The organism is Thermococcus sp. 21S9, assembly GCF_012027635.1.
Taxonomy (GTDB): domain Archaea; phylum Methanobacteriota_B; class Thermococci; order Thermococcales; family Thermococcaceae; genus Thermococcus.
In genome coordinates, this window is sequence record NZ_SNUS01000001.1 from 317,921 (window position 1) to 333,712 (window position 15,792).

Consider the following 15,792-nt stretch of genomic DNA (forward strand, 5'->3'; position numbering starts at 1 on the left):
GGAATAAAAAGCTCACCCCTCGACCTTCACCTCGTCCTTGATTTGGTCTGGAACGTTGCCGAACGCTATCGGCGGGTTGAGGAAGTCCTGGTAGTTCTTCTTGAAGACCTCCCTGCCCTGCTGGCCGAGCCAGAACTTGAGGAACTCGAGGGCGAGCTCCCTGTGGGGGGCGTTCTTCAGCACGGTGACGCCGTAGACGATGGGCTTGGCCTTGATGGTCTTGCCGGTGGAGCCGAGGGTTATCTCGACCTGGCCGTAGTAGTCCGCGAGCTTGAAGTCGGCCAAGTTAATCTTGTCCGGCAACGTGATGTAGCGGAGGCCGTGTTGCTCGGCGACGCTCTTGTAGATGAAGAAGTAGTCAATCGCCCCACTCTCGACGAGGCCGACCAGGTCAGTCTCCTTCGGCCTTATGACGACCTTGTCGGTCTTGAGCTGAATCTCCTTGGGAGCGTAGATGTGCGTTCCATTGGCGTAGATGTTGGTGTTCTTCTCGACGAGGGTCTCGAAGATTGGCTTGCCGTAGTAGAGGTCGGCCAGCTTCATGACCATGACAGAGCGGTAGCCACAGGGATCGTCGTTTGGATTGCTGAAGCCGAAGCGGACGCCGGGTTTCGCCAGAATCTCGTACCAGTTCGTCGAGTTAATCTCGTTCGCGTACTTGCTCTTGTTGGTGAAGGCTATGACTATCTGGTTGGTCGCGAAGAGGACGTAGAAGTCCGTGTAGTTGGGGACGAGCATCTGCGGGATAAGCGTGTAATCCGCCGTCGCGACTATGTCGGCCTGCTTGCCCAAATCGGTGACCTTCCTGACGGCCATAACGCTACCGCTAGCCTCGTCCTGGAACTTCACCTTAACCCCGAGGTTTTCCTCGGCGTACTTGGCGAACTCGGACTCCAGTTGCTGGAGCGGGACGCTCAGCGAACCGGCGTGGAAGATTATCAGGGTCTCCTCCTTGAGGGGCTTTGAAGTCCCAGTTGAGGCGGAGCCGGAGCTACTTGACGATGATATACACCCCGCCGCGAGAACCGAGAGTATAAGGAGCCCTATCAACGGGAAAATCGCCTTCCTCATAGAGACCACCGGTATAAGGGACAGAAACGGGTATTTAAACATTTTGAGCAAACAGATGCGTTAACGTAAATGAAAGTGTTTTCGTGAATTAACGCCCCAACAAAACCTTTTTATCAAGTTTCGACCTGTAATTATATTATGAAGATTCGAAAATTTGTAGACAGGGAGCGGGAACTCAAAACGCTCAACGAACTTTACGAGAAAACGGGCTTCACGCTCGTTCTCGTCACGGGGAGGAGAAGAATCGGGAAAAGTCGCCTCGTTCGCGAGTTCCTGAAGGACAAGGAGGCTATAGCGGTTCAGTTTGAGAAGAGGGTGTGGGAGTACAACCTCGCAAAGCTCAATCGGGCCATCGGGGAGCACTTTAACATCCCAGTCCCAAACTTCGCAACGTTCACAGACGCATTCCGCTTCATCGCGTCCCAAGCTGATGGCAGACTCATAGTATTCCTCGACGAGTTCTCCTACTTACTCCGCTACTCAGAGGTTGAGGCGGAGTTTCAGAGCATCGTTGATGAAGTTCTTCCTGAAAGCGACGTCATGCTAATCCTCTCGGCTTCCTCAGTCGGACTGCTGAAGAGAAGCTTCTTCGACTACTCAAGTCCGCTCTACGGCAGGAGCGACGCGACGCTCAACCTTCAGCCCCTTCGTTTCAGGCACCTCTTCGAATGGTTTTCGGACCTGGCTCCAGAGGACGCGGTAGAGCTTTACGCGGTGACCTCTGGTGTTCCGAGGTACCTTGAGCTCTTCAGCGGAAGGAACGTCGAGGAAGAGATAACGCGGAACTTCTTTGACCCGAACGCCTTCCTATTCCGCGAGGCGAAGGAACTGCTTGAGGAGGAATTTCGAGAACCGGAGACGTACTACACGATACTCGAGGCCGTTGCGAGAGGGAAGACGCGCGTCAATGAAATCGCCGGGTATTCGTTCATCGAGCCTAAGAACACGGCGCGCTACCTGCGGATTCTCGAAGACCTCGGGATTCTAAAGAGGGAACTGCCCGTCGGGAGGAAGGCGAAGAGGGGGATTTACCGTTTTAAAGACCTCTACTTCGCCTTCTGGTTCAGGTTTGTCGCACCGTACTTCGAGGAAATCGAGAGCGGTTTTCCTGACGGGGCCCTTGAAGATTTCAAGCGGGACTTCAACCGCTACCTCGGCTTTGCGTTTGAGGATATTGCCAAGCAGTTTTTAATCGAGCTGAACAGGATTGGACAGTTGCCGTTTAAGTTTACGAAAATCGGAAGGTGGTGGCACAGGGGCGAGGAAATCGATTTGGTTGCCTTGAACGAGCGGGAGAGGAAGGCCCTGTTTGTCGAGGTTAAATGGAAAGATTTGAGTGAACGGGAAGCGAGGGGAATCCTGAAGGACCTTGAGAGAAAAGCCAAGGTCGCGGGATTCGAAAGTTGGGAGGAGCTTTACGGCCTCATCGCGAGGGACGTTGAGGGAAAGGAGGAGCTGAGGGAGGAAGACTATCTCGTCTGGGACTTGGAGGACTTCCTCTGAGGGAAAGCCTTTTCTTTCCGATGCCGTAGTTCATTAGGTGGTGTGATGCTCTTCAGGAAGAAGGAAGTGAAACAGAGCCTCAAAAGAGAAGAGGAATCAACGGTGCCGGAGAGCCTGAGAGATAAAGTGTTTGTCGTGGTTCACCAACATGGGAAAGGTTTGTACAGAATTCTTGCGAGGGCAACGCCAGAGGGTGATGAAGAAATTGTGAGGAATATACTCGCACACAACAAAGCAATAGGGAAGCCAGATGCAACACAAAAGGCGGGATACAAAAAAGATACGCGTATGAAGCAACGCCAGAGGAAAAAATCATAGCCGTGCACTACCCACTTATCCACACACTCCTCGCGCTCGCAATGGCATACCATACCGGCGTGCACAACGTTCAATCGGCCAAAACCGTAGAAGAGGTAATGAACGCGTTATATTACAACAAAAGAGATTATGCGTACATAAAGGAAAACTACAAGAGACTTGCAAAAGCAATTGCGAAGCAAGCTCACTATGACAATCTAACCACAGATCCGGAGAAAACTGCGAAGGTTATGGAAAAGGCATTCGAGAAGACGTTCAAAATCATAGATAAACTACTCCCAGAAGTGAACGAAGAAAACCTCGAAGTACTCGGAAGGGCAATACACATGAACACAGACGACCCCTTTGTTGTTCTCCGGAATGCAGGCATTGATGTAGAGCCAGAACTTGAGGAGTTCAGGCAATTCCTGGCGGAGATAAGCGGGAAGAGGGTAGAGGAGAGGCCGAGGTTTAGAGGAGTGAATACCGCGGACCTCACCCTAGAGACCCATAAGCTCCTCGGGATTTTGAATGGCCTTAAGTTCGCGGACTACTCCGAGAAGGCCGTCGGAAGGGCCCTCAGAGAGCTCGACGCCAGGGTTGAAGAGCTTATGGGGAAGAAAAACCTTGAGCTCCTCGGTCTCTACCTCGGCTTCCAGAGGCTCCTCGAGAGGAGGGACTTCGAAAGGGCCGAGGAGTTCCTGCGGGAGCTCTCGTAGGTCCAATTGTTGCACCGCGATTAGACTAACCACGATACAACTTCTCCCGCATCTCAACGAGTCCCTCAACGAGCTCCCGGAAATGGGAGTAGAACTCGCTCTCGCGGAGCTTTTCGAGGGTTCCCCAGAACTCGTCGAGGTTCCTGAAGCCGGCCTTCTCGTACTCATAAGCTTGAATCAGCATCTCCAGCCTGTCGGCGAACTTCACGAGTCTCCCTTCTGTGCTCGTCTCCTCTTCATACTCGCGCCAGAGCCTGAAGTACTCCTTCGGCTTTGGCGATGAAAGCAGAAGCTCCATGACAGCTTTCTTCTCGGCCTTGCCCTTGTCGAGGTAGTACTGGGCCGTCTTCGGTATGTCAGTTATCCTCGCCTCTCCGACGTCGTGGAGGAGCGCTATCTTCAGGGCTTTCTCGACGTCGATTTCGACCCCTTTTGCCTTCAGCTCGTCCGCGAGGAAAAGCGTTATTAGTGCCACGCGATAGCTGTGCTCGGCCACGCTCTCCGGGTTTGGAACACCCCTGAGTAGCCAGCCCGTCCTCGGGAGCCTCTTGAGGTTGCCAAGTTCGATTAGGAGGTCGAGCATGCTCACTCCTCCGTCGTGAAGAGGGCCCTCTCTGTCTCGATGGCGGTTGCGATGATTGCATCGCCGAGGAAGCGACCGTAGACCTTAACGGTGTCGCCCTTGCCTATGCAGGGACTTCCCGCGAAGTCAACCCTTATCCCGTGGATTTTAAAGGTCGTCCTCCAGCTCGGCAGTTCCATCGGCAGGAACTCGATGACGGGCTTGTCCTCTATCTCGCCTTCGAGGACGACGTTTTTGCCTCTCAGCTTCCCGTTAAGGTCATCGGGCGTGACAACGTAGTAATAGTGATGACCGAGCTTGACGCGCCTCATGCCAATCACCTTTAAATTCAACCGCTGAGTTGAATTAGGGGGTGAAGAGATGATAAAGGTTGCGATAATCGGTGCCGAAAACGTCGGCAAATCAACCCTCATGAACGCACTCGTGGGCGGAAAGGTGAGCGAGGTGGAGGATTTACCCGGAACGACGAAGGGGCTCGTGAGGAAGCGCTTTGGAAAGCTGAAGATACCCAAGGGCATGAAGAACCCCTTCGGAGGAGCAGATGAGTTCGTGCTCATAGACACGGCAGGGCTCTTCGACCCGAGGCTCGAGCTCCGCGGGAAGGTTCTCAGCGAGGAGAAGTTCAAAGAGCTCATAGACGAGATAGTCTCGGCGGACATAATAATTCACATGGTCGACGCAACCGTCGGCCTGCACAGGGGAATGGAGAAGCTCCACCACATGCTCAAGATGCGCTACGACAAGCCGATAATCGTTGTCATCAACAAGATTGACCTCGTTCCGAGGGAGCGAGTGGAGGAGTTGAGAGAAATCATAAAGAAGAGGCTGGAGCAGGAGCCACTGGCGTTATCGCTGGTTACCTACGAGGGCTTCAACGAGCTCCTTGAAAGGATTGCCCACATGGCGATGTACGTCTAATCACTCCTCCGGCATCTCGGGGCAGGGGCATATCATAACGTAGACCTTCCTGTGCCTCGGCCCGTCGAGCTCGACGAAGAGAATCCTCTGCCAGGTTCCGAGGTGGAGCTCAGCCTGGTCTATGGGAACGACAACCTCGGGGTTGAGGAAGATGCTCGCCTTTATGTGCGCGTGCGCGTTCCTGTCAATCCTGTCGTGGGCGTAGGAACCTTCCCTCGGCACGAGCTCGGCCATCTTGGCCTTGATGTCCTCGATTAAGCCCGGCTCGTACTCGTTTATGAAGAGGCCCGTCGTCGTGTGGTGGGTGAAGACAACCGCTACTCCGTGCTTCACCTTGGAGCGATAAACGAGCCTCTGAACTTCCTCGGTTATGTCAACAACCTGACAGCGCTCCTTCGTCTCGATACTTATCTCGTACAGCATAACAATCACCCCAGCTCGGCGAGGAGTTTCCTCAGCAGGGATTGAACATCAAGGTTCTCGTTGAATGCAACGGCCCTTAAAACCACCGCCGTCTCGTAGGCGTTGAGGAGCTCGAATTTACCGGCGCGAACCTCCGATTTTAAAAGGGAATAAACTTCCTCGATGGCGTCTTTGAAGAGGGCCTCGTTTGAGTAGAGGTCTTCCCTCGAAAGGAGGAGCGATACCAAATCCCTGAGGAAGTCAAGCCGGTTTTCCCGCCTTCCCACCAGCGACCTGAGCCTTTCCATTCTCCAACCCCTTTAGCTCTTCGTGAAGGGCCTTTATGAGGATTTCTGACATAAGGAGTGAGGCAAAACGCCTATCCCTGACCTCAAGGGCCGTGTCTATCGCCCTCTCAACGTCACCGCGCTTGAGGTAGTGGTGGGCAACGTCGGCCATCACAACGGAGCGGAGCCTCGGACTCTGGAGGGCGAGGCCTATCCTCCTCGCAGACTCAACGTCGCCCGTGAGGATGTAAAAGCGCGCCACCTTCGCCCAGACCTCCTCGGAGCGGGCGAAGCGGGCTATCGTGTTCACTATCTCCCTCTTTTCCGGCGTCGGCTCCTCAAGGATGCGGTTCATCAAGACCTTGCCAACCCTTGAGGATTCACCCTCGTTCAGGGCGCTCAGGAAATCCCCAATGGCAGAGGGGTTCTTGTCGAGGAGGTCGAGGGCAACGCGCTCAAAGAGGCTTTCATCGCCGAGCTTCCGGAGCAGGTGAACGGCAAGCTCTCCCCTGCCGGCGAGGGCGAGGGCCGTTGAAAGCTCAGCTATGAAGTTTTCACCGAACTTCTCGGATAGCTCCTCCGTGAGGGCGGTAAAGGAGTCAACGTACCGCTCTATGACGCCGAGCTCGCTCAACCTGAAGGCAAGCTCCTTGAAGGCCTGCCTGGCCCACTCGCGGGAACCCATCTCCCTGATGGCTGAAAAGGCCCCCTCGTAACTGCCAAGGGCAACGAGCGCCTTTGAGAGCTCAAGGAGTGCCTTCGAGCGATAGGGCTCGTCGGTGATGTACTCAAGGGCCAGCCGTATCTTCCTGAGCCTGTAGGCAGTCTTAATCGGGTTCACCTCAAGGGAGCGCGAGATTCCCCTGACGAGGGAAACGAGCGTTGACTGCCTGAGCTTATCGTTGGATATATCGAGGGCGAAGGTTATCGCTTCCCCAACATCACCGAGGCTTAGGAGTGCCAGGGAGGCCGTTTTAAGGAGTTCGTCCCGCTGGGGAGGGCTTAAATCCCGGGACTCCGAGAAGACCCTTGCGAATACCTTCCGATATGCCTTAATCCTCGCCCTGCCCAGGGAGACACCGATTGAGAGCAGGGCCTTGAGCATTTTGAAGGGGTCCTCTATCGAAGTCAGCGACTCAAAGGCGCTGAGAAAGGCGCGCTTGTAGAGGGGATGGCCCTTTCTCGCGAGCTCCTCGCCTATTCTTGCATAGGTGACGGCCTTGACGTAGGGGTCCGGAATCTCCCCCGCTGATTCGAGCACCTCGACGACGAGCATTGCAACCACCGGCTCAGGCTTGTTTGACTTACTCGGAAGCTTTTTAAAAGCTTACCCAAAGCGCAATCCATGTATGGAGTAATATTAGGCAAGAATCCAGAGCTGGGAAGGGCTGAGTTCTTCTCGTTCGCGAGACGTTTTGGTCTAAAGGTCAAACCTATTGAGGAAGGAGAAAACTGGATTGTTTTCGAGTCAAAACCTTCAATAGAGAGGCACTTCCGCTGGCTTGGAGGGTCGCTCAAGCTTGTGAGAATCGTTGGAGAAGGAGAGGAAGCGATAAAGGACCTCGAATACGCCAGGCTCTTCACTGTCAGCCTCTACGGAAAGAACGACTGGAGGCTCTGGAGAAAGCTGGGGAGCGCGATAAAGAGGGAGTTCAAGAGGGAAGGCCCTGCCAAGTTCTTCAAGCCCGCTAAAGTCTACTCCATGCCGGCCGAGCTGATTCTGAAGGGATTTCCCGATGTCAAGGACTTTGTCTTTCTCTTTCGCGACGACGGGAGCTTTTTGGTGGGCGAGACGATTAAAATCACCGACCCCTTTGAGCTGAAGAAGCTCGACGTCGAGAGACCCGTTCAGAGGCCAATCCTCTCGATTCCGCCGAGGCTGGCAAGGATAATGGTGAACCTCACGGAGGTAAGGAAGGGCCTCTTCCTCGACCCCTTCTGCGGCATCGGAACGGTCCTTCAGGAGTTCGTCCTCCAGGGGTTGCCCGCTTACGGGAGCGACAGAGACCCTGAAAGGGTGAGGGAAGCGAGGCGGAACATCGAGTGGCTCAGGCGAGAGTTCAGGCTCAAGAACTCGGCGAGGATAGAGGTCTGCGACGCGAGGAAGCTGAAGCGCTGTTTCCGCGAGCGTTTTGACGCGATAGTTACCGAGCCCTACCTCGGGAAGCCCTTAAAGAGGAACCCTGGCAGGGGCGAGGCGATAAAGCTCGCCAACGAGCTGGACAGGCTCTACTTTTCGGTCTTCGAGAGCTTTAGCGATGTGCTCAAGAGGAACGGGAGGGTCGTCTTCGTCTTCCCCGCCTACAGGCTGAGGGACGGGAGCATCTACCGGAAGGAGAGGAGATGGTTAACCAAACTCGGCTTCGAGGTTCTGGGGAGGTACCTTGACTACGAGGAGAGGCACAGACTCGTCAGAGACATTCACGTAATAAGAAAAAGAGGTTAAGAGAGCTCCTCGACGGGGAGCTTCATCCTGCTTGAGACTAGCAGGAGTACTATTCCGAGCAGGGCCATGCCGAGGTATATTATCATACCCGTCGTGACGCTGTGCACGAGGACGAACATGACGTTCGGAGCGACCGCGTTCGCTGAGTTCGAGATGAGTCCCAGAGCAAAGCTGGCCTCGGGGTAGATTTCCTTGGGGTAAGCGGCTGGGGCTGTGGTCCAGAAGGCCGGACCCGTTCCCTGGACGATTCCGGTTATCGCTATTCCAAGGAGTGCCAGCGTGTAGTCGTTTGCGCTTATCGCCTTCCAGACGATGAAGATTCCAAGGAAGGTCACGGCGTAGGAGAGCGTCATGACGCTGACGATGGCCTTGAAGAGACCGCGGTTGCTGGTGTTCTTAACCGAGAGGCGGTAGCCAAGGTAACCCATGATTATCGACCAGAGGCCCATCGAGACCTCAAGGGTCATGACGAGGTTAGCCACCTGGGCGTCGCTGAACTTAACGTTGTGGAGCGTAAACGAACCGAGGGTGAAGATAATCCACAGGGCCGGGAAGAAGGTGAAACCGAAGACCCATGTGAAGGGCATCTTCCAGACGTTGGTCTTGGACGAGCGCTTCTCCTTGGGAATCTCAAAGTCCTCGATGAAGAGCCACCAGATTGCAAGCATGACATACATTACAACTGCGGAAACTATAAACGCGACCTTTACAGCTTCCCAGCCCGAGTAAGCGCTTGAAGCCCACTTGGCCAGGTTTATGCCGTAGATTCCACCCCAGAAGATTCCAGAGAGGATTACACCCTTGGCGAATGGCCTCTCGGCCACGAAGAGTCTTCCAATCTGGTTGCTGAAGACCGCTATGAGAGCGACGATGAAGCCCTGGAAGAAGCGGAGCGCAACGACCCCCCACCAGTTGGGCATGAATGGAATCAGGAACTGCGGAATCGCGGCGAAGCTGACGATTAAAGCCACGCTCCTCTTGAAAGAGCCCTTGAACAGACTTGTTCCGCCGAGGAGGAACGCAACGAAGAGACCGACAACGTAAGCGGTCTGCTGATAGCTCATCATTGCCTCCGTGATTCCATAGTGGGCCAAAACAGCACCCTTGAACTTCTCGAGCATGTGCATCGTTCCAAAACCTGAAGCAAGGAGAGCGGTGTTAATCAATACCGTTGACCACCTCTTGTCCATGGCAACCACCCCTAAAGCTTTCCAAGCAACATCAGGACGCCGAAGACGATGAAGAGGACCCCGGCGCCCCTTTGTATAAGGTCCATCGGGAGAACGTCCCCGATGGCATCGCCCAGTAGGGCACCGATGAGATTAACGGCCGCGAGCCCGAGGATTGCACCGATAAAAGCCGTTTTCCAGCCGTACTTCGAGGCGAAGGCTATAGTGGTCAGCTGTGTCTTGTCCCCGAGCTCGGCCAAAAAGATTGCAAGGAAGACGGTGAGGATGTTCTCCATCAAACCACCTCACAGCTTGGAGAGCGCGGACTTCATCCGCTCCATAGCCTCGATGAGCTTGTCCTTCTCGGTCGCATAGCTTATCCTGACCCAGCCCTCCCCCTGCTTTCCGAACGCCGTTCCAGGAATGACGACGACGCGCGCGTTGTCAAGGAGCCAGTCCGCGAAGTCCTCGCTCGTCATGTCAAGCTCGGGGTCAATCTTGACCCAGACGTAGAATGCTCCTTTGGGCTTGAAGGGCTGAATGTGGGGCATGTCGTTGAGGTACTTGAGGACGAGCTTCCTTCTCTCGTCGTAGACCTGCCTCATCCTCTCAACGGCTTCCCAGCTCCTCTTGTCGCGGAGAGCAGTTATGCCCGCAATCTGGACGAAGGACGTAACGTTGCCGACGACGTAGGCATGGAGCTTAATCATATCCCTGATGACCTGCTTGGGAGCGATGGCGAAGCCAAGGCGCCAGCCGGTCATGGCGAAGGTCTTCGAGAAGGAGTTGGCCAGAATCGTGTTGTCAGGGGCGTACTTAATCATCGGGTAGTGCTTCGCCCCCTCGTAGAGGAAGTGCTCGTAGGGCTCGTCGCTGAGAATGTAGATGTTGTAGTCCTGGGCTATATCTGCTATGGCCTTGACGACGGACTTCTTCATAACGGCTCCGGTCGGGTTGTTTGGGTAGTTGATGACAATCATCCTCGTCCTCTTCGTTATCGCCTCGACGAGCTCATCAGGGTTGAGGCGGAACTTGTACTCCTCGCGGAGGGGAATCCTGATGATTCCGGCCTCGGCTATCTTGGCGTCTTCAACGTAACAGACGAAGGCCGGGTCCGGGATAATAACGTCATCACCCTGCTCGAGGATGCTCTGGAATGCCAGGTAAGTAGCCTCGTAAGCGCCAGCGGTGACGAGGATGTTGTCAATATCAACATCAACCTTGTAGAAGTCCTTGTAGTATTCCGCTATGGCTTCCCTAAACTCGGGAATGCCAGCGTTGGGCGTGTAGTGCGTGTAGCCCTCGTCGAGGGCCCTCTTCGCGGCGTCCTTAATCACCTCGGGCGTGTCGAAATCGGGCTCGCCGATTCCAAGGGAGATAACGTTTTCCATCTTCGAGGCCTTCTCGAAGAGCTCCCTAATCTTCGAGCGCTGGATTATGTTTATCCTTCCTGCCAGGAAGTATTTTCTTTTCTTGTAGCGCATTCCTCATCCCCCCGGGCACTGCGGGGGTCTGAAGGGGCCCATATATAAATTTATCCTTAAACCAAGCTGGAAAAAAGGTGATTTTTCCTACAAAACTTCGACAAGTGCGGATTTTTCAAAAAAAGTTTTCGCAATCTCCTCGGGACATTCACCGATGGGAAGCTCTTCCAACCCAAGTTCATCAAGGACCCTTCTCGCATCATCCTCACTCCCGAAGACCACCAGGAAGTTCTCTCCCGGCTTTGCACCGACCTGCCTAATTGCATCCTTAATCTGAAGCGTTCCGGCAAGACGGAGTAGCAGTTCCCCACCAGGGGTCTTCGCGTGGTTGGTTCCCCGCTCAAAGGCCCTCAGGACGAGTATTGAGGCAAAGGCAACGGCCTTCCAACAGTCCGTGTTGACCAGCTGAACGCTTTTCCCGAGGTAAGGCAGAACATCTTCAACGTTTCGAACCGAGACTCGCGTTATGAAGACTCCATTTGTTACGCTAATCACCGCTGAATCACCATCTTTTCGTTAAGACTTCCACCTTAAAAGAGTTTTTCAAAAATTTTTTGGGAAAGATATTATGTAAATATTAAAACAGAAGCACAAAGTATTTAACTAATTAATCACTACCTATCCCAGCGGCTCAATGGACGTGGTGGTGCAGGAATGAGCAGGATGAGAATCATAAGTGTTCAGCTCCCGCAGGGCCTCATAAACGCGATGGACCAGCTTGTTAAGAAGGGTGTTTACCCAAACAGAAGTGAAATCATTCGCGAGGCCATACGCGAGCTTCTGAAAAAGGAGCTTTACCGCCTTGAGACGGAGAATCGCTCAACGCCCGACTACATCATAAAATAAGCCGCTTGAATAAGGCCTAAAATAAGGAATAAAATCAGCTCACACTCAACGCTGGGGGTTGGGGCGATGGTGTTTAAACTGCTTGAGCAGGCGGGAATAAAGATAGACCTCGACGACGAGCCAAAGAAGCCAAAGATGGAAGAGAACCTCATGGAGGATGACGACGACCTGATAAAGATTGTCATTGTTGGTGTTGGTGGCTCCGGTAACAATACCATAACGCGCCTGTACGAGCTCGGTGTCCAGGGTGCCGAGTTGATAGCGATGAACACCGACGCGCAGGCGCTGAAGCACGCGAAGGCCCATAAAAAACTCCTCCTCGGTAAGGAGATAACCCAGGGTAAGGGCTCTGGTGGAGACCCAGAGATAGGCTACCGCGCCGCCGAGGCGAGCGCCCACGAGATTGCCGAGACCATCGGCGACGCTGACCTCGTCTTCATAACCGCCGGAATGGGCAACGGAACCGGAACCGGTGCAGCACCTGTTGTGGCGAGGGTCATCAAGGAGCGCGCCAGGCACAACGGTAGGTTTAGAGAGCCCCTCGTTGTGAGCGTTGTAACCTTCCCGTTCAAGAACGAGGGTAAGCTGAGGATTGAGAAGGCCAAGGCGGGAATAAAGGCGCTCCTCTACTACTCGGACACCGTTGTAATAATCGAGAACGACAAGCTCCTCCAGCTCGTTCCGAAACTCCCAATAAATGCAGCATTCCGCTTCGCGGACGAGATAATAGCCAGAATGGTCAAGGGGATAACCGAGACTATTAAGCTCCCGTCGATGGTGAACATCGACTTCGCGGACGTTTACAGTGTCATGAAGAACGGTGGAGCGGCTTTGATTGGAATAGGCGAGAGCGATTCGAGCAACAGGGCCGTCGATGCCGTCAAGAACGCCCTCCAGAACAAGCTCCTCGACGTCGAGTACGGGAGCGGTGAGAAGGCCCTCGTCCACTTCACCGTCGGCCCGGACGTCAGCCTCGGCGAGATTAACGAGGCAATGAACGTCGTCTACGAGAAGCTCGGTGAGAAGAGCGAAATCAAGTGGGGTGCAAGGATTGACGAGGACATGGGCAAGATGGTCAGGGCCATGGTGATAATGACCGGCGTCAAAAGCCCGCACATCATAGGAGGCGAAACCGCACTTCAGCTCGCCCCGAAGGAGTCCCTCCTGCCCGCAAAGCCCAAGAAGACCTTCGAGTCCTTCGAGGACAAGCTCTACAAGACGATAGCCAGGAGGGAAGAACCGAAGGAAGGACTTCCGTCCTACGTGAGCAGGGTCCTTGATGACTTTGAGGACCTTTCCTGACTTTTATTACTGGGTGAAAACCATGGCAGTGGTAATCAGCGTTGCCAATCAGAAGGGGGGAGTTGGGAAGACAACCCTGACGATGAACCTCGGCTACGCCCTGGCCGATATGGGCAAGAGAGTCCTACTCGTTGACGTCGACCCGCAGTTCAACCTGACCTTCGGTTTAATCGGTATGAAAGTCCTTGATTATGCTGAAAGGCACGTCGGAACGCTCATGACAAGGGAGAGCGAAATTGAGGAGAGCCTGATAAGCGTCCGGGAAAACCTCGACCTTATCCCAAGCCACCTGAACCTCTCGGCCAAAGAAATCGAGATAATCAACGCCTACAACCGCGAGAGGAGGCTTGAGAAGGCCCTGCTACCGGTTCTGCCGGACTACGACTACGTCCTCATAGACAACCCGCCGAGCATGGGAATCTTCCTCGTCAACTCGCTCACCGCTTCCGACTACGTGCTCATCCCACTCGAGCTCAGCTACTTCGGCGTCATAGGAATGCAACTCATGTTCAACCTCATGAGGATGATTCGCGAAGAAACTAACGAGAACCTAAAACTGCTCGGACTGGTTCCCAACAAGTTCACCAGGCAGACGAAGGTCCCGAAGCTCCGCCTCAAGGAGCTTAAGGAGACCTACCCGGACGCGCCGATACTAACGACGATTCCGAAGGCGATAGCCCTTGAGAAGGCCCAGAGCGAGGGTAAGAGCATATTCGAGTTCGACGGCAAGAGTCGCGCCGCGAAGGCCTTCCTAAAGCTCGCGAAAGAGGTGGTTGAGATTGCCGAGGGATAAAATTCCAAAGCTCTTTGACGGCTCGATAGACGAGCTCACGAAGCCGACGAAGCCGAAGCCCAAGAAAAAGCCCGACCTGAAGAAGGAGAAGATGCAGAAGACCCTCTACATCAGCAGGGACATGAACATGAAGCTCATCCAGCTCTACGCCGAGGAGGGGAGAAGGCAGAGCGCCATCGTTGAAGATGCCGTCAACCTCTACTACTACCTCCGCCTCGCCCTCGGGGAGAAGAAGTTCGAGGAGCTTTTAAGCGCCGTGAAGAGGGAGGACCCCGAGTTCCTTCGCGATTACATCTCAAAACTGAGACCCTGAATTCAGGGCCCCACCCCGGGTGAGGTCAAATCAGGGCGAATAAAATAAGCCGTCAAATCATTCGCAGAACTCTTCAACTATTCTCCTTATTATCTTGCTCGTCTTCGCCCGGTCGCTCTTGTAGAGGTAGGGAACCCTTATCACCTCTGCCTCTATTCCGTGCCTCCTCAGCTCCTCCTTGAGCTTCTCGCAGTTGAAGTTCTGGTCCGGGCCGATGGCTATCACGTCTGGGTTTATGCGCTTCACGAGCTCGAAGTCTATCCCGCCAGGTGAGCCGATGTAAACCTCGTCCACATATTTTATCGCCCTCAGCAGTTCCGCCCTGTCCTCGGCCGGGTTGATTGGATTCCTCCGCTTGTTCCTCCTAACGGTTTCATCGTGTGCGACTATGACTATAAGCTCGTCACCCAGCTCTTTCGCCTGCTTCAAAAAGTGTATATGACCGACGTGGAGGATGTCAAAGACTCCACCGGCTAAAACGCGGATTCTCCGGCCTTTAGATTCCCCCATCTCATCCCACCGTGACGTTCCAGATTTTATCCTTGGCGTGGTGAATGTTCTTCACTGCCTTCCCCTTGGGCTTCTCCTTCATCGCCTTACCGCTCATGAGGGCTATGCCTATCGCGAGTGGCCTTCCGTACTGCTCTTCAACCACGAATACGAAGTCGCCTTCCCTGATGTTCTCATCGGCATCAACTATGCCCGCGGCCATTACATCTGCACCGTTGATGATGTATGGAACCGCCCCCTCGTCAACGACAACGCGCCTCGGCCACTTCCTCAAGTCCTCCTCGTTGGACAGCTCGTAGAGCGCTATGACGAGCGGGAAAATCAGGCCCTTTCTCCGTATGAAGAAGGGCTTTCCGTTGACGAGAAGGATTTCGGTGGTCTTGTCGAACTCAGCTACTTCAACGCGGTCCTTCTTACTCAGCATCTTCTCGGCTATCTCTTCGCCGAAAATCTCGGCCATTTCGCGGATTATGGCCTTTACCTCCTTCTTGCTGAGGGGGTGCTTGACCTTCAGCTCCACGCTCTCACCTCCTCGTAAATCCGTCTCGCGCTTTCCCTCGGGTTATCGCTCGCGTATATGGAACGGCCCACGATGATGTAGTCGGCACCGGCCTTTAAAACCTCGCCCGCATTTCCACCCTGGGCGCCAACTCCGGGGGTCAGGATTTTGATTCTCGGCTTGAGCTTCGAGCGGATGTAATTGACACGCTCGGGCCTCGTGGCCGGGGCTATGACCCCAAAGGGCTCGAGCCGGTTGGCGAGCTCTATTAGCCTATCCGCCACGGGCTGGATGAACTCCTTTGCTCCGGGGTGGCTCATCTCGACGACGATTATCGTCTTTCCGAGCTCCATAACCGCTTTAACGCTGTCGCTCCCGACGAAGCCATGCGCTATGATGTAATCCGCCCCTGCCTCGAAAACCTTCTCCGCTATCAGCCGATTGGTGTTGGGAATGTCCGCGAGCTTGAGGTCGGCTATGACCGGAAGGCCGGTCTCCTCCTTGAGTTCAGGGATTATGCCCAGCCCGGAACCGATGATGAGGGGCCAGTTCACCTTAATCGCCCAGAGGTAGTCCGCCGTTTCGCGGGCGATCTCAAGGGCTCTCTCACGCTCGTAGACGTCAAGGGCAAGTATAAGCCTACTCAAGCT

22 protein-coding genes are annotated in these 15,792 nt (G+C 54.4%); 9 read left to right on the top strand and 13 right to left on the bottom strand.

The window, feature by feature from the left end; translation table 11 throughout:
* Window positions 1–12 precede the first annotated feature (12 nt).
* Window positions 13–1,071 carry a tungstate ABC transporter substrate-binding protein WtpA gene (gene wtpA, locus E3E28_RS01845; RefSeq protein ID WP_167915099.1) on the bottom strand — a complete coding sequence of 353 codons (1,059 nt, stop codon included), beginning with the start codon at window positions 1,069–1,071 and terminating at the stop codon, window positions 13–15.
* Window positions 1,072–1,209: 138 nt separating this feature from the next.
* Here wtpA and E3E28_RS01850 point away from each other — a divergent pair, with 138 nt between their 5' ends.
* From E3E28_RS01850 to E3E28_RS01860, 3 genes are read left to right on the top strand one after another with little or no spacing between them, the layout of a single operon-like run.
* Window positions 1,210–2,574, top strand: a complete 1,365-nt coding sequence (locus tag E3E28_RS01850; protein ID WP_167913817.1) for an ATP-binding protein — start codon at window positions 1,210–1,212, stop codon at window positions 2,572–2,574.
* A 45-nt stretch (window positions 2,575–2,619) separates the two neighbouring features.
* Window positions 2,620–2,892 carry a hypothetical protein gene (locus E3E28_RS01855; RefSeq protein ID WP_167913818.1) on the top strand — a complete coding sequence of 91 codons (273 nt, stop codon included), beginning with the start codon at window positions 2,620–2,622 and terminating at the stop codon, window positions 2,890–2,892.
* Window positions 2,893–2,933: 41 nt separating this feature from the next.
* On the top strand, window positions 2,934–3,590 hold the full coding sequence (locus tag E3E28_RS01860; protein ID WP_167913819.1) for a hypothetical protein: 657 nt from the start codon (window positions 2,934–2,936) through the stop codon (window positions 3,588–3,590).
* 25 nt (window positions 3,591–3,615) lie between these two features.
* On the opposite strand, the gene E3E28_RS01865 is transcribed toward E3E28_RS01860, so the two are convergent.
* Window positions 3,616–4,173, bottom strand: coding sequence for an HD family hydrolase (locus E3E28_RS01865; RefSeq protein WP_167913820.1), 558 nt, complete (start codon window positions 4,171–4,173; stop codon window positions 3,616–3,618).
* 2 nt (window positions 4,174–4,175) lie between these two features.
* A complete protein-coding gene (locus tag E3E28_RS01870) occupies window positions 4,176–4,484 on the bottom strand; it encodes a GTP-binding protein (RefSeq protein ID WP_167913821.1) in 309 nt (102 codons plus the stop codon).
* A gap of 49 nt (window positions 4,485–4,533) precedes the next feature.
* Between E3E28_RS01870 and E3E28_RS01875 the strand changes: the two genes are divergently transcribed.
* Window positions 4,534–5,091 carry an Era-like GTP-binding protein gene (locus E3E28_RS01875; RefSeq protein ID WP_167913822.1) on the top strand — a complete coding sequence of 186 codons (558 nt, stop codon included), beginning with the start codon at window positions 4,534–4,536 and terminating at the stop codon, window positions 5,089–5,091.
* On the opposite strand, the gene E3E28_RS01880 is transcribed toward E3E28_RS01875, so the two are convergent.
* From E3E28_RS01880 to E3E28_RS01890, 3 genes are read right to left on the bottom strand one after another with little or no spacing between them, the layout of a single operon-like run.
* Complete coding sequence (locus E3E28_RS01880; protein WP_167913823.1) at window positions 5,092–5,514, bottom strand: secondary thiamine-phosphate synthase enzyme YjbQ; 423 nt, start codon at window positions 5,512–5,514, stop codon at window positions 5,092–5,094.
* 5 nt (window positions 5,515–5,519) lie between these two features.
* Window positions 5,520–5,801: a hypothetical protein gene (locus E3E28_RS01885; RefSeq protein ID WP_167913824.1), complete on the bottom strand. Its 282-nt coding sequence runs from the start codon at window positions 5,799–5,801 to the stop codon at window positions 5,520–5,522.
* Complete coding sequence (locus E3E28_RS01890; RefSeq protein ID WP_167913825.1) at window positions 5,755–7,056, bottom strand: prenyltransferase; 1,302 nt, start codon at window positions 7,054–7,056, stop codon at window positions 5,755–5,757. Before E3E28_RS01890 ends, E3E28_RS01885 begins: the two co-directional genes overlap by 47 nt.
* A 69-nt stretch (window positions 7,057–7,125) precedes the next feature.
* Between E3E28_RS01890 and E3E28_RS01895 the strand changes: the two genes are divergently transcribed.
* Entirely contained in the window at window positions 7,126–8,226 is a 1,101-nt protein-coding gene (locus E3E28_RS01895) for a TRM11 family methyltransferase (RefSeq protein ID WP_167913826.1), read from the top strand.
* Here E3E28_RS01895 and E3E28_RS01900 read toward each other — a convergent pair.
* From E3E28_RS01900 to cgi121, 4 genes are all read right to left on the bottom strand, one after another.
* Window positions 8,223–9,416, bottom strand: coding sequence for an MFS transporter (locus E3E28_RS01900; protein WP_167913827.1), 1,194 nt, complete (start codon window positions 9,414–9,416; stop codon window positions 8,223–8,225). The genes E3E28_RS01895 and E3E28_RS01900 overlap by 4 nt on opposite strands.
* Before the next feature lie 11 nt (window positions 9,417–9,427).
* Window positions 9,428–9,691: a TMEM165/GDT1 family protein gene (locus tag E3E28_RS01905; protein ID WP_167913828.1), complete on the bottom strand. Its 264-nt coding sequence runs from the start codon at window positions 9,689–9,691 to the stop codon at window positions 9,428–9,430.
* Between the two features lie 9 nt (window positions 9,692–9,700).
* Window positions 9,701–10,879 (bottom strand): pyridoxal phosphate-dependent aminotransferase, encoded by a 1,179-nt coding sequence (locus tag E3E28_RS01910; RefSeq protein WP_167913829.1) that lies wholly within the window; start codon window positions 10,877–10,879, stop codon window positions 9,701–9,703.
* Between the two features lie 87 nt (window positions 10,880–10,966).
* On the bottom strand, window positions 10,967–11,374 hold the full coding sequence (cgi121, locus tag E3E28_RS01915) for a KEOPS complex subunit Cgi121 (protein ID WP_167913830.1): 408 nt from the start codon (window positions 11,372–11,374) through the stop codon (window positions 10,967–10,969).
* 159 nt (window positions 11,375–11,533) lie between these two features.
* On the opposite strand from cgi121, the gene E3E28_RS01920 reads away from it, so the two are divergent.
* The 4 genes from E3E28_RS01920 to E3E28_RS01935 all read left to right on the top strand — a co-directional run bounded on the left by E3E28_RS01920 (window position 11,534) and on the right by E3E28_RS01935 (window position 14,133).
* Window positions 11,534–11,725 (top strand): ribbon-helix-helix domain-containing protein, encoded by a 192-nt coding sequence (locus tag E3E28_RS01920; RefSeq protein ID WP_042691673.1) that lies wholly within the window; start codon window positions 11,534–11,536, stop codon window positions 11,723–11,725.
* Window positions 11,726–11,791: 66 nt separating this feature from the next.
* On the top strand, window positions 11,792–13,027 hold the full coding sequence (ftsZ, locus tag E3E28_RS01925; protein ID WP_167913831.1) for a cell division protein FtsZ: 1,236 nt from the start codon (window positions 11,792–11,794) through the stop codon (window positions 13,025–13,027).
* Window positions 13,028–13,049: 22 nt separating this feature from the next.
* Window positions 13,050–13,820 carry a ParA family protein gene (locus E3E28_RS01930; protein ID WP_167913832.1) on the top strand — a complete coding sequence of 257 codons (771 nt, stop codon included), beginning with the start codon at window positions 13,050–13,052 and terminating at the stop codon, window positions 13,818–13,820.
* Window positions 13,807–14,133 (top strand): CopG family transcriptional regulator, encoded by a 327-nt coding sequence (locus E3E28_RS01935; protein ID WP_167913833.1) that lies wholly within the window; start codon window positions 13,807–13,809, stop codon window positions 14,131–14,133. The genes E3E28_RS01930 and E3E28_RS01935 overlap by 14 nt, the downstream gene beginning before the upstream one ends.
* Before the next feature lie 57 nt (window positions 14,134–14,190).
* On the opposite strand, the gene E3E28_RS01940 is transcribed toward E3E28_RS01935, so the two are convergent.
* Genes E3E28_RS01940 through pyrF form a run of 3 tightly spaced genes read right to left on the bottom strand, consistent with a single transcriptional unit; the run spans window position 14,191 to window position 15,789 of the window.
* The gene (locus tag E3E28_RS01940; protein ID WP_167913834.1) at window positions 14,191–14,643 is read right to left on the bottom strand and encodes an adenylyltransferase/cytidyltransferase family protein; all 453 of its coding nucleotides are present in this window, start codon (window positions 14,641–14,643) and stop codon (window positions 14,191–14,193) included.
* Between the two features lies 1 nt (window position 14,644).
* Entirely contained in the window at window positions 14,645–15,163 is a 519-nt protein-coding gene (locus E3E28_RS01945; protein ID WP_042691685.1) for an RNA-binding protein, read from the bottom strand.
* The gene (gene pyrF / locus E3E28_RS01950; protein WP_167913835.1) at window positions 15,154–15,789 is read right to left on the bottom strand and encodes an orotidine-5'-phosphate decarboxylase; all 636 of its coding nucleotides are present in this window, start codon (window positions 15,787–15,789) and stop codon (window positions 15,154–15,156) included. Before pyrF ends, E3E28_RS01945 begins: the two co-directional genes overlap by 10 nt.
* Window positions 15,790–15,792: the final 3 nt, after the last annotated feature.

Excerpts from the sequence above, each read along its gene's own strand:
- E3E28_RS01890 (WP_167913825.1), bottom strand. The coding sequence starts at position 7,056 with ATGCTCGTCGTCGAGGTGCTCGAATCAGCGGGGGAGATTCCGGACCCC.
- E3E28_RS01930 (WP_167913832.1), top strand. The coding sequence starts at position 13,050 with ATGGCAGTGGTAATCAGCGTTGCCAATCAGAAGGGGGGAGTTGGGAAG.
- E3E28_RS01900 (WP_167913827.1), bottom strand. The coding sequence starts at position 9,416 with ATGGACAAGAGGTGGTCAACGGTATTGATTAACACCGCTCTCCTTGCT.
- E3E28_RS01855 (WP_167913818.1), top strand. The coding sequence starts at position 2,620 with ATGCTCTTCAGGAAGAAGGAAGTGAAACAGAGCCTCAAAAGAGAAGAG.
- E3E28_RS01940 (WP_167913834.1), bottom strand. The coding sequence starts at position 14,643 with ATGGGGGAATCTAAAGGCCGGAGAATCCGCGTTTTAGCCGGTGGAGTC.
- ftsZ (WP_167913831.1), top strand. The coding sequence starts at position 11,792 with ATGGTGTTTAAACTGCTTGAGCAGGCGGGAATAAAGATAGACCTCGAC.
- E3E28_RS01920 (WP_042691673.1), top strand. The coding sequence starts at position 11,534 with ATGAGCAGGATGAGAATCATAAGTGTTCAGCTCCCGCAGGGCCTCATA.
- E3E28_RS01910 (WP_167913829.1), bottom strand. The coding sequence starts at position 10,879 with ATGCGCTACAAGAAAAGAAAATACTTCCTGGCAGGAAGGATAAACATA.
- E3E28_RS01870 (WP_167913821.1), bottom strand. The coding sequence starts at position 4,484 with ATGAGGCGCGTCAAGCTCGGTCATCACTATTACTACGTTGTCACGCCC.
- E3E28_RS01850 (WP_167913817.1), top strand. The coding sequence starts at position 1,210 with ATGAAGATTCGAAAATTTGTAGACAGGGAGCGGGAACTCAAAACGCTC.
- E3E28_RS01880 (WP_167913823.1), bottom strand. The coding sequence starts at position 5,514 with ATGCTGTACGAGATAAGTATCGAGACGAAGGAGCGCTGTCAGGTTGTT.
- E3E28_RS01895 (WP_167913826.1), top strand. The coding sequence starts at position 7,126 with ATGTATGGAGTAATATTAGGCAAGAATCCAGAGCTGGGAAGGGCTGAG.
- E3E28_RS01885 (WP_167913824.1), bottom strand. The coding sequence starts at position 5,801 with ATGGAAAGGCTCAGGTCGCTGGTGGGAAGGCGGGAAAACCGGCTTGAC.
- E3E28_RS01875 (WP_167913822.1), top strand. The coding sequence starts at position 4,534 with ATGATAAAGGTTGCGATAATCGGTGCCGAAAACGTCGGCAAATCAACC.
- E3E28_RS01905 (WP_167913828.1), bottom strand. The coding sequence starts at position 9,691 with ATGGAGAACATCCTCACCGTCTTCCTTGCAATCTTTTTGGCCGAGCTC.
- E3E28_RS01865 (WP_167913820.1), bottom strand. The coding sequence starts at position 4,173 with ATGCTCGACCTCCTAATCGAACTTGGCAACCTCAAGAGGCTCCCGAGG.
- E3E28_RS01860 (WP_167913819.1), top strand. The coding sequence starts at position 2,934 with ATGGCATACCATACCGGCGTGCACAACGTTCAATCGGCCAAAACCGTA.
- wtpA (WP_167915099.1), bottom strand. The coding sequence starts at position 1,071 with ATGAGGAAGGCGATTTTCCCGTTGATAGGGCTCCTTATACTCTCGGTT.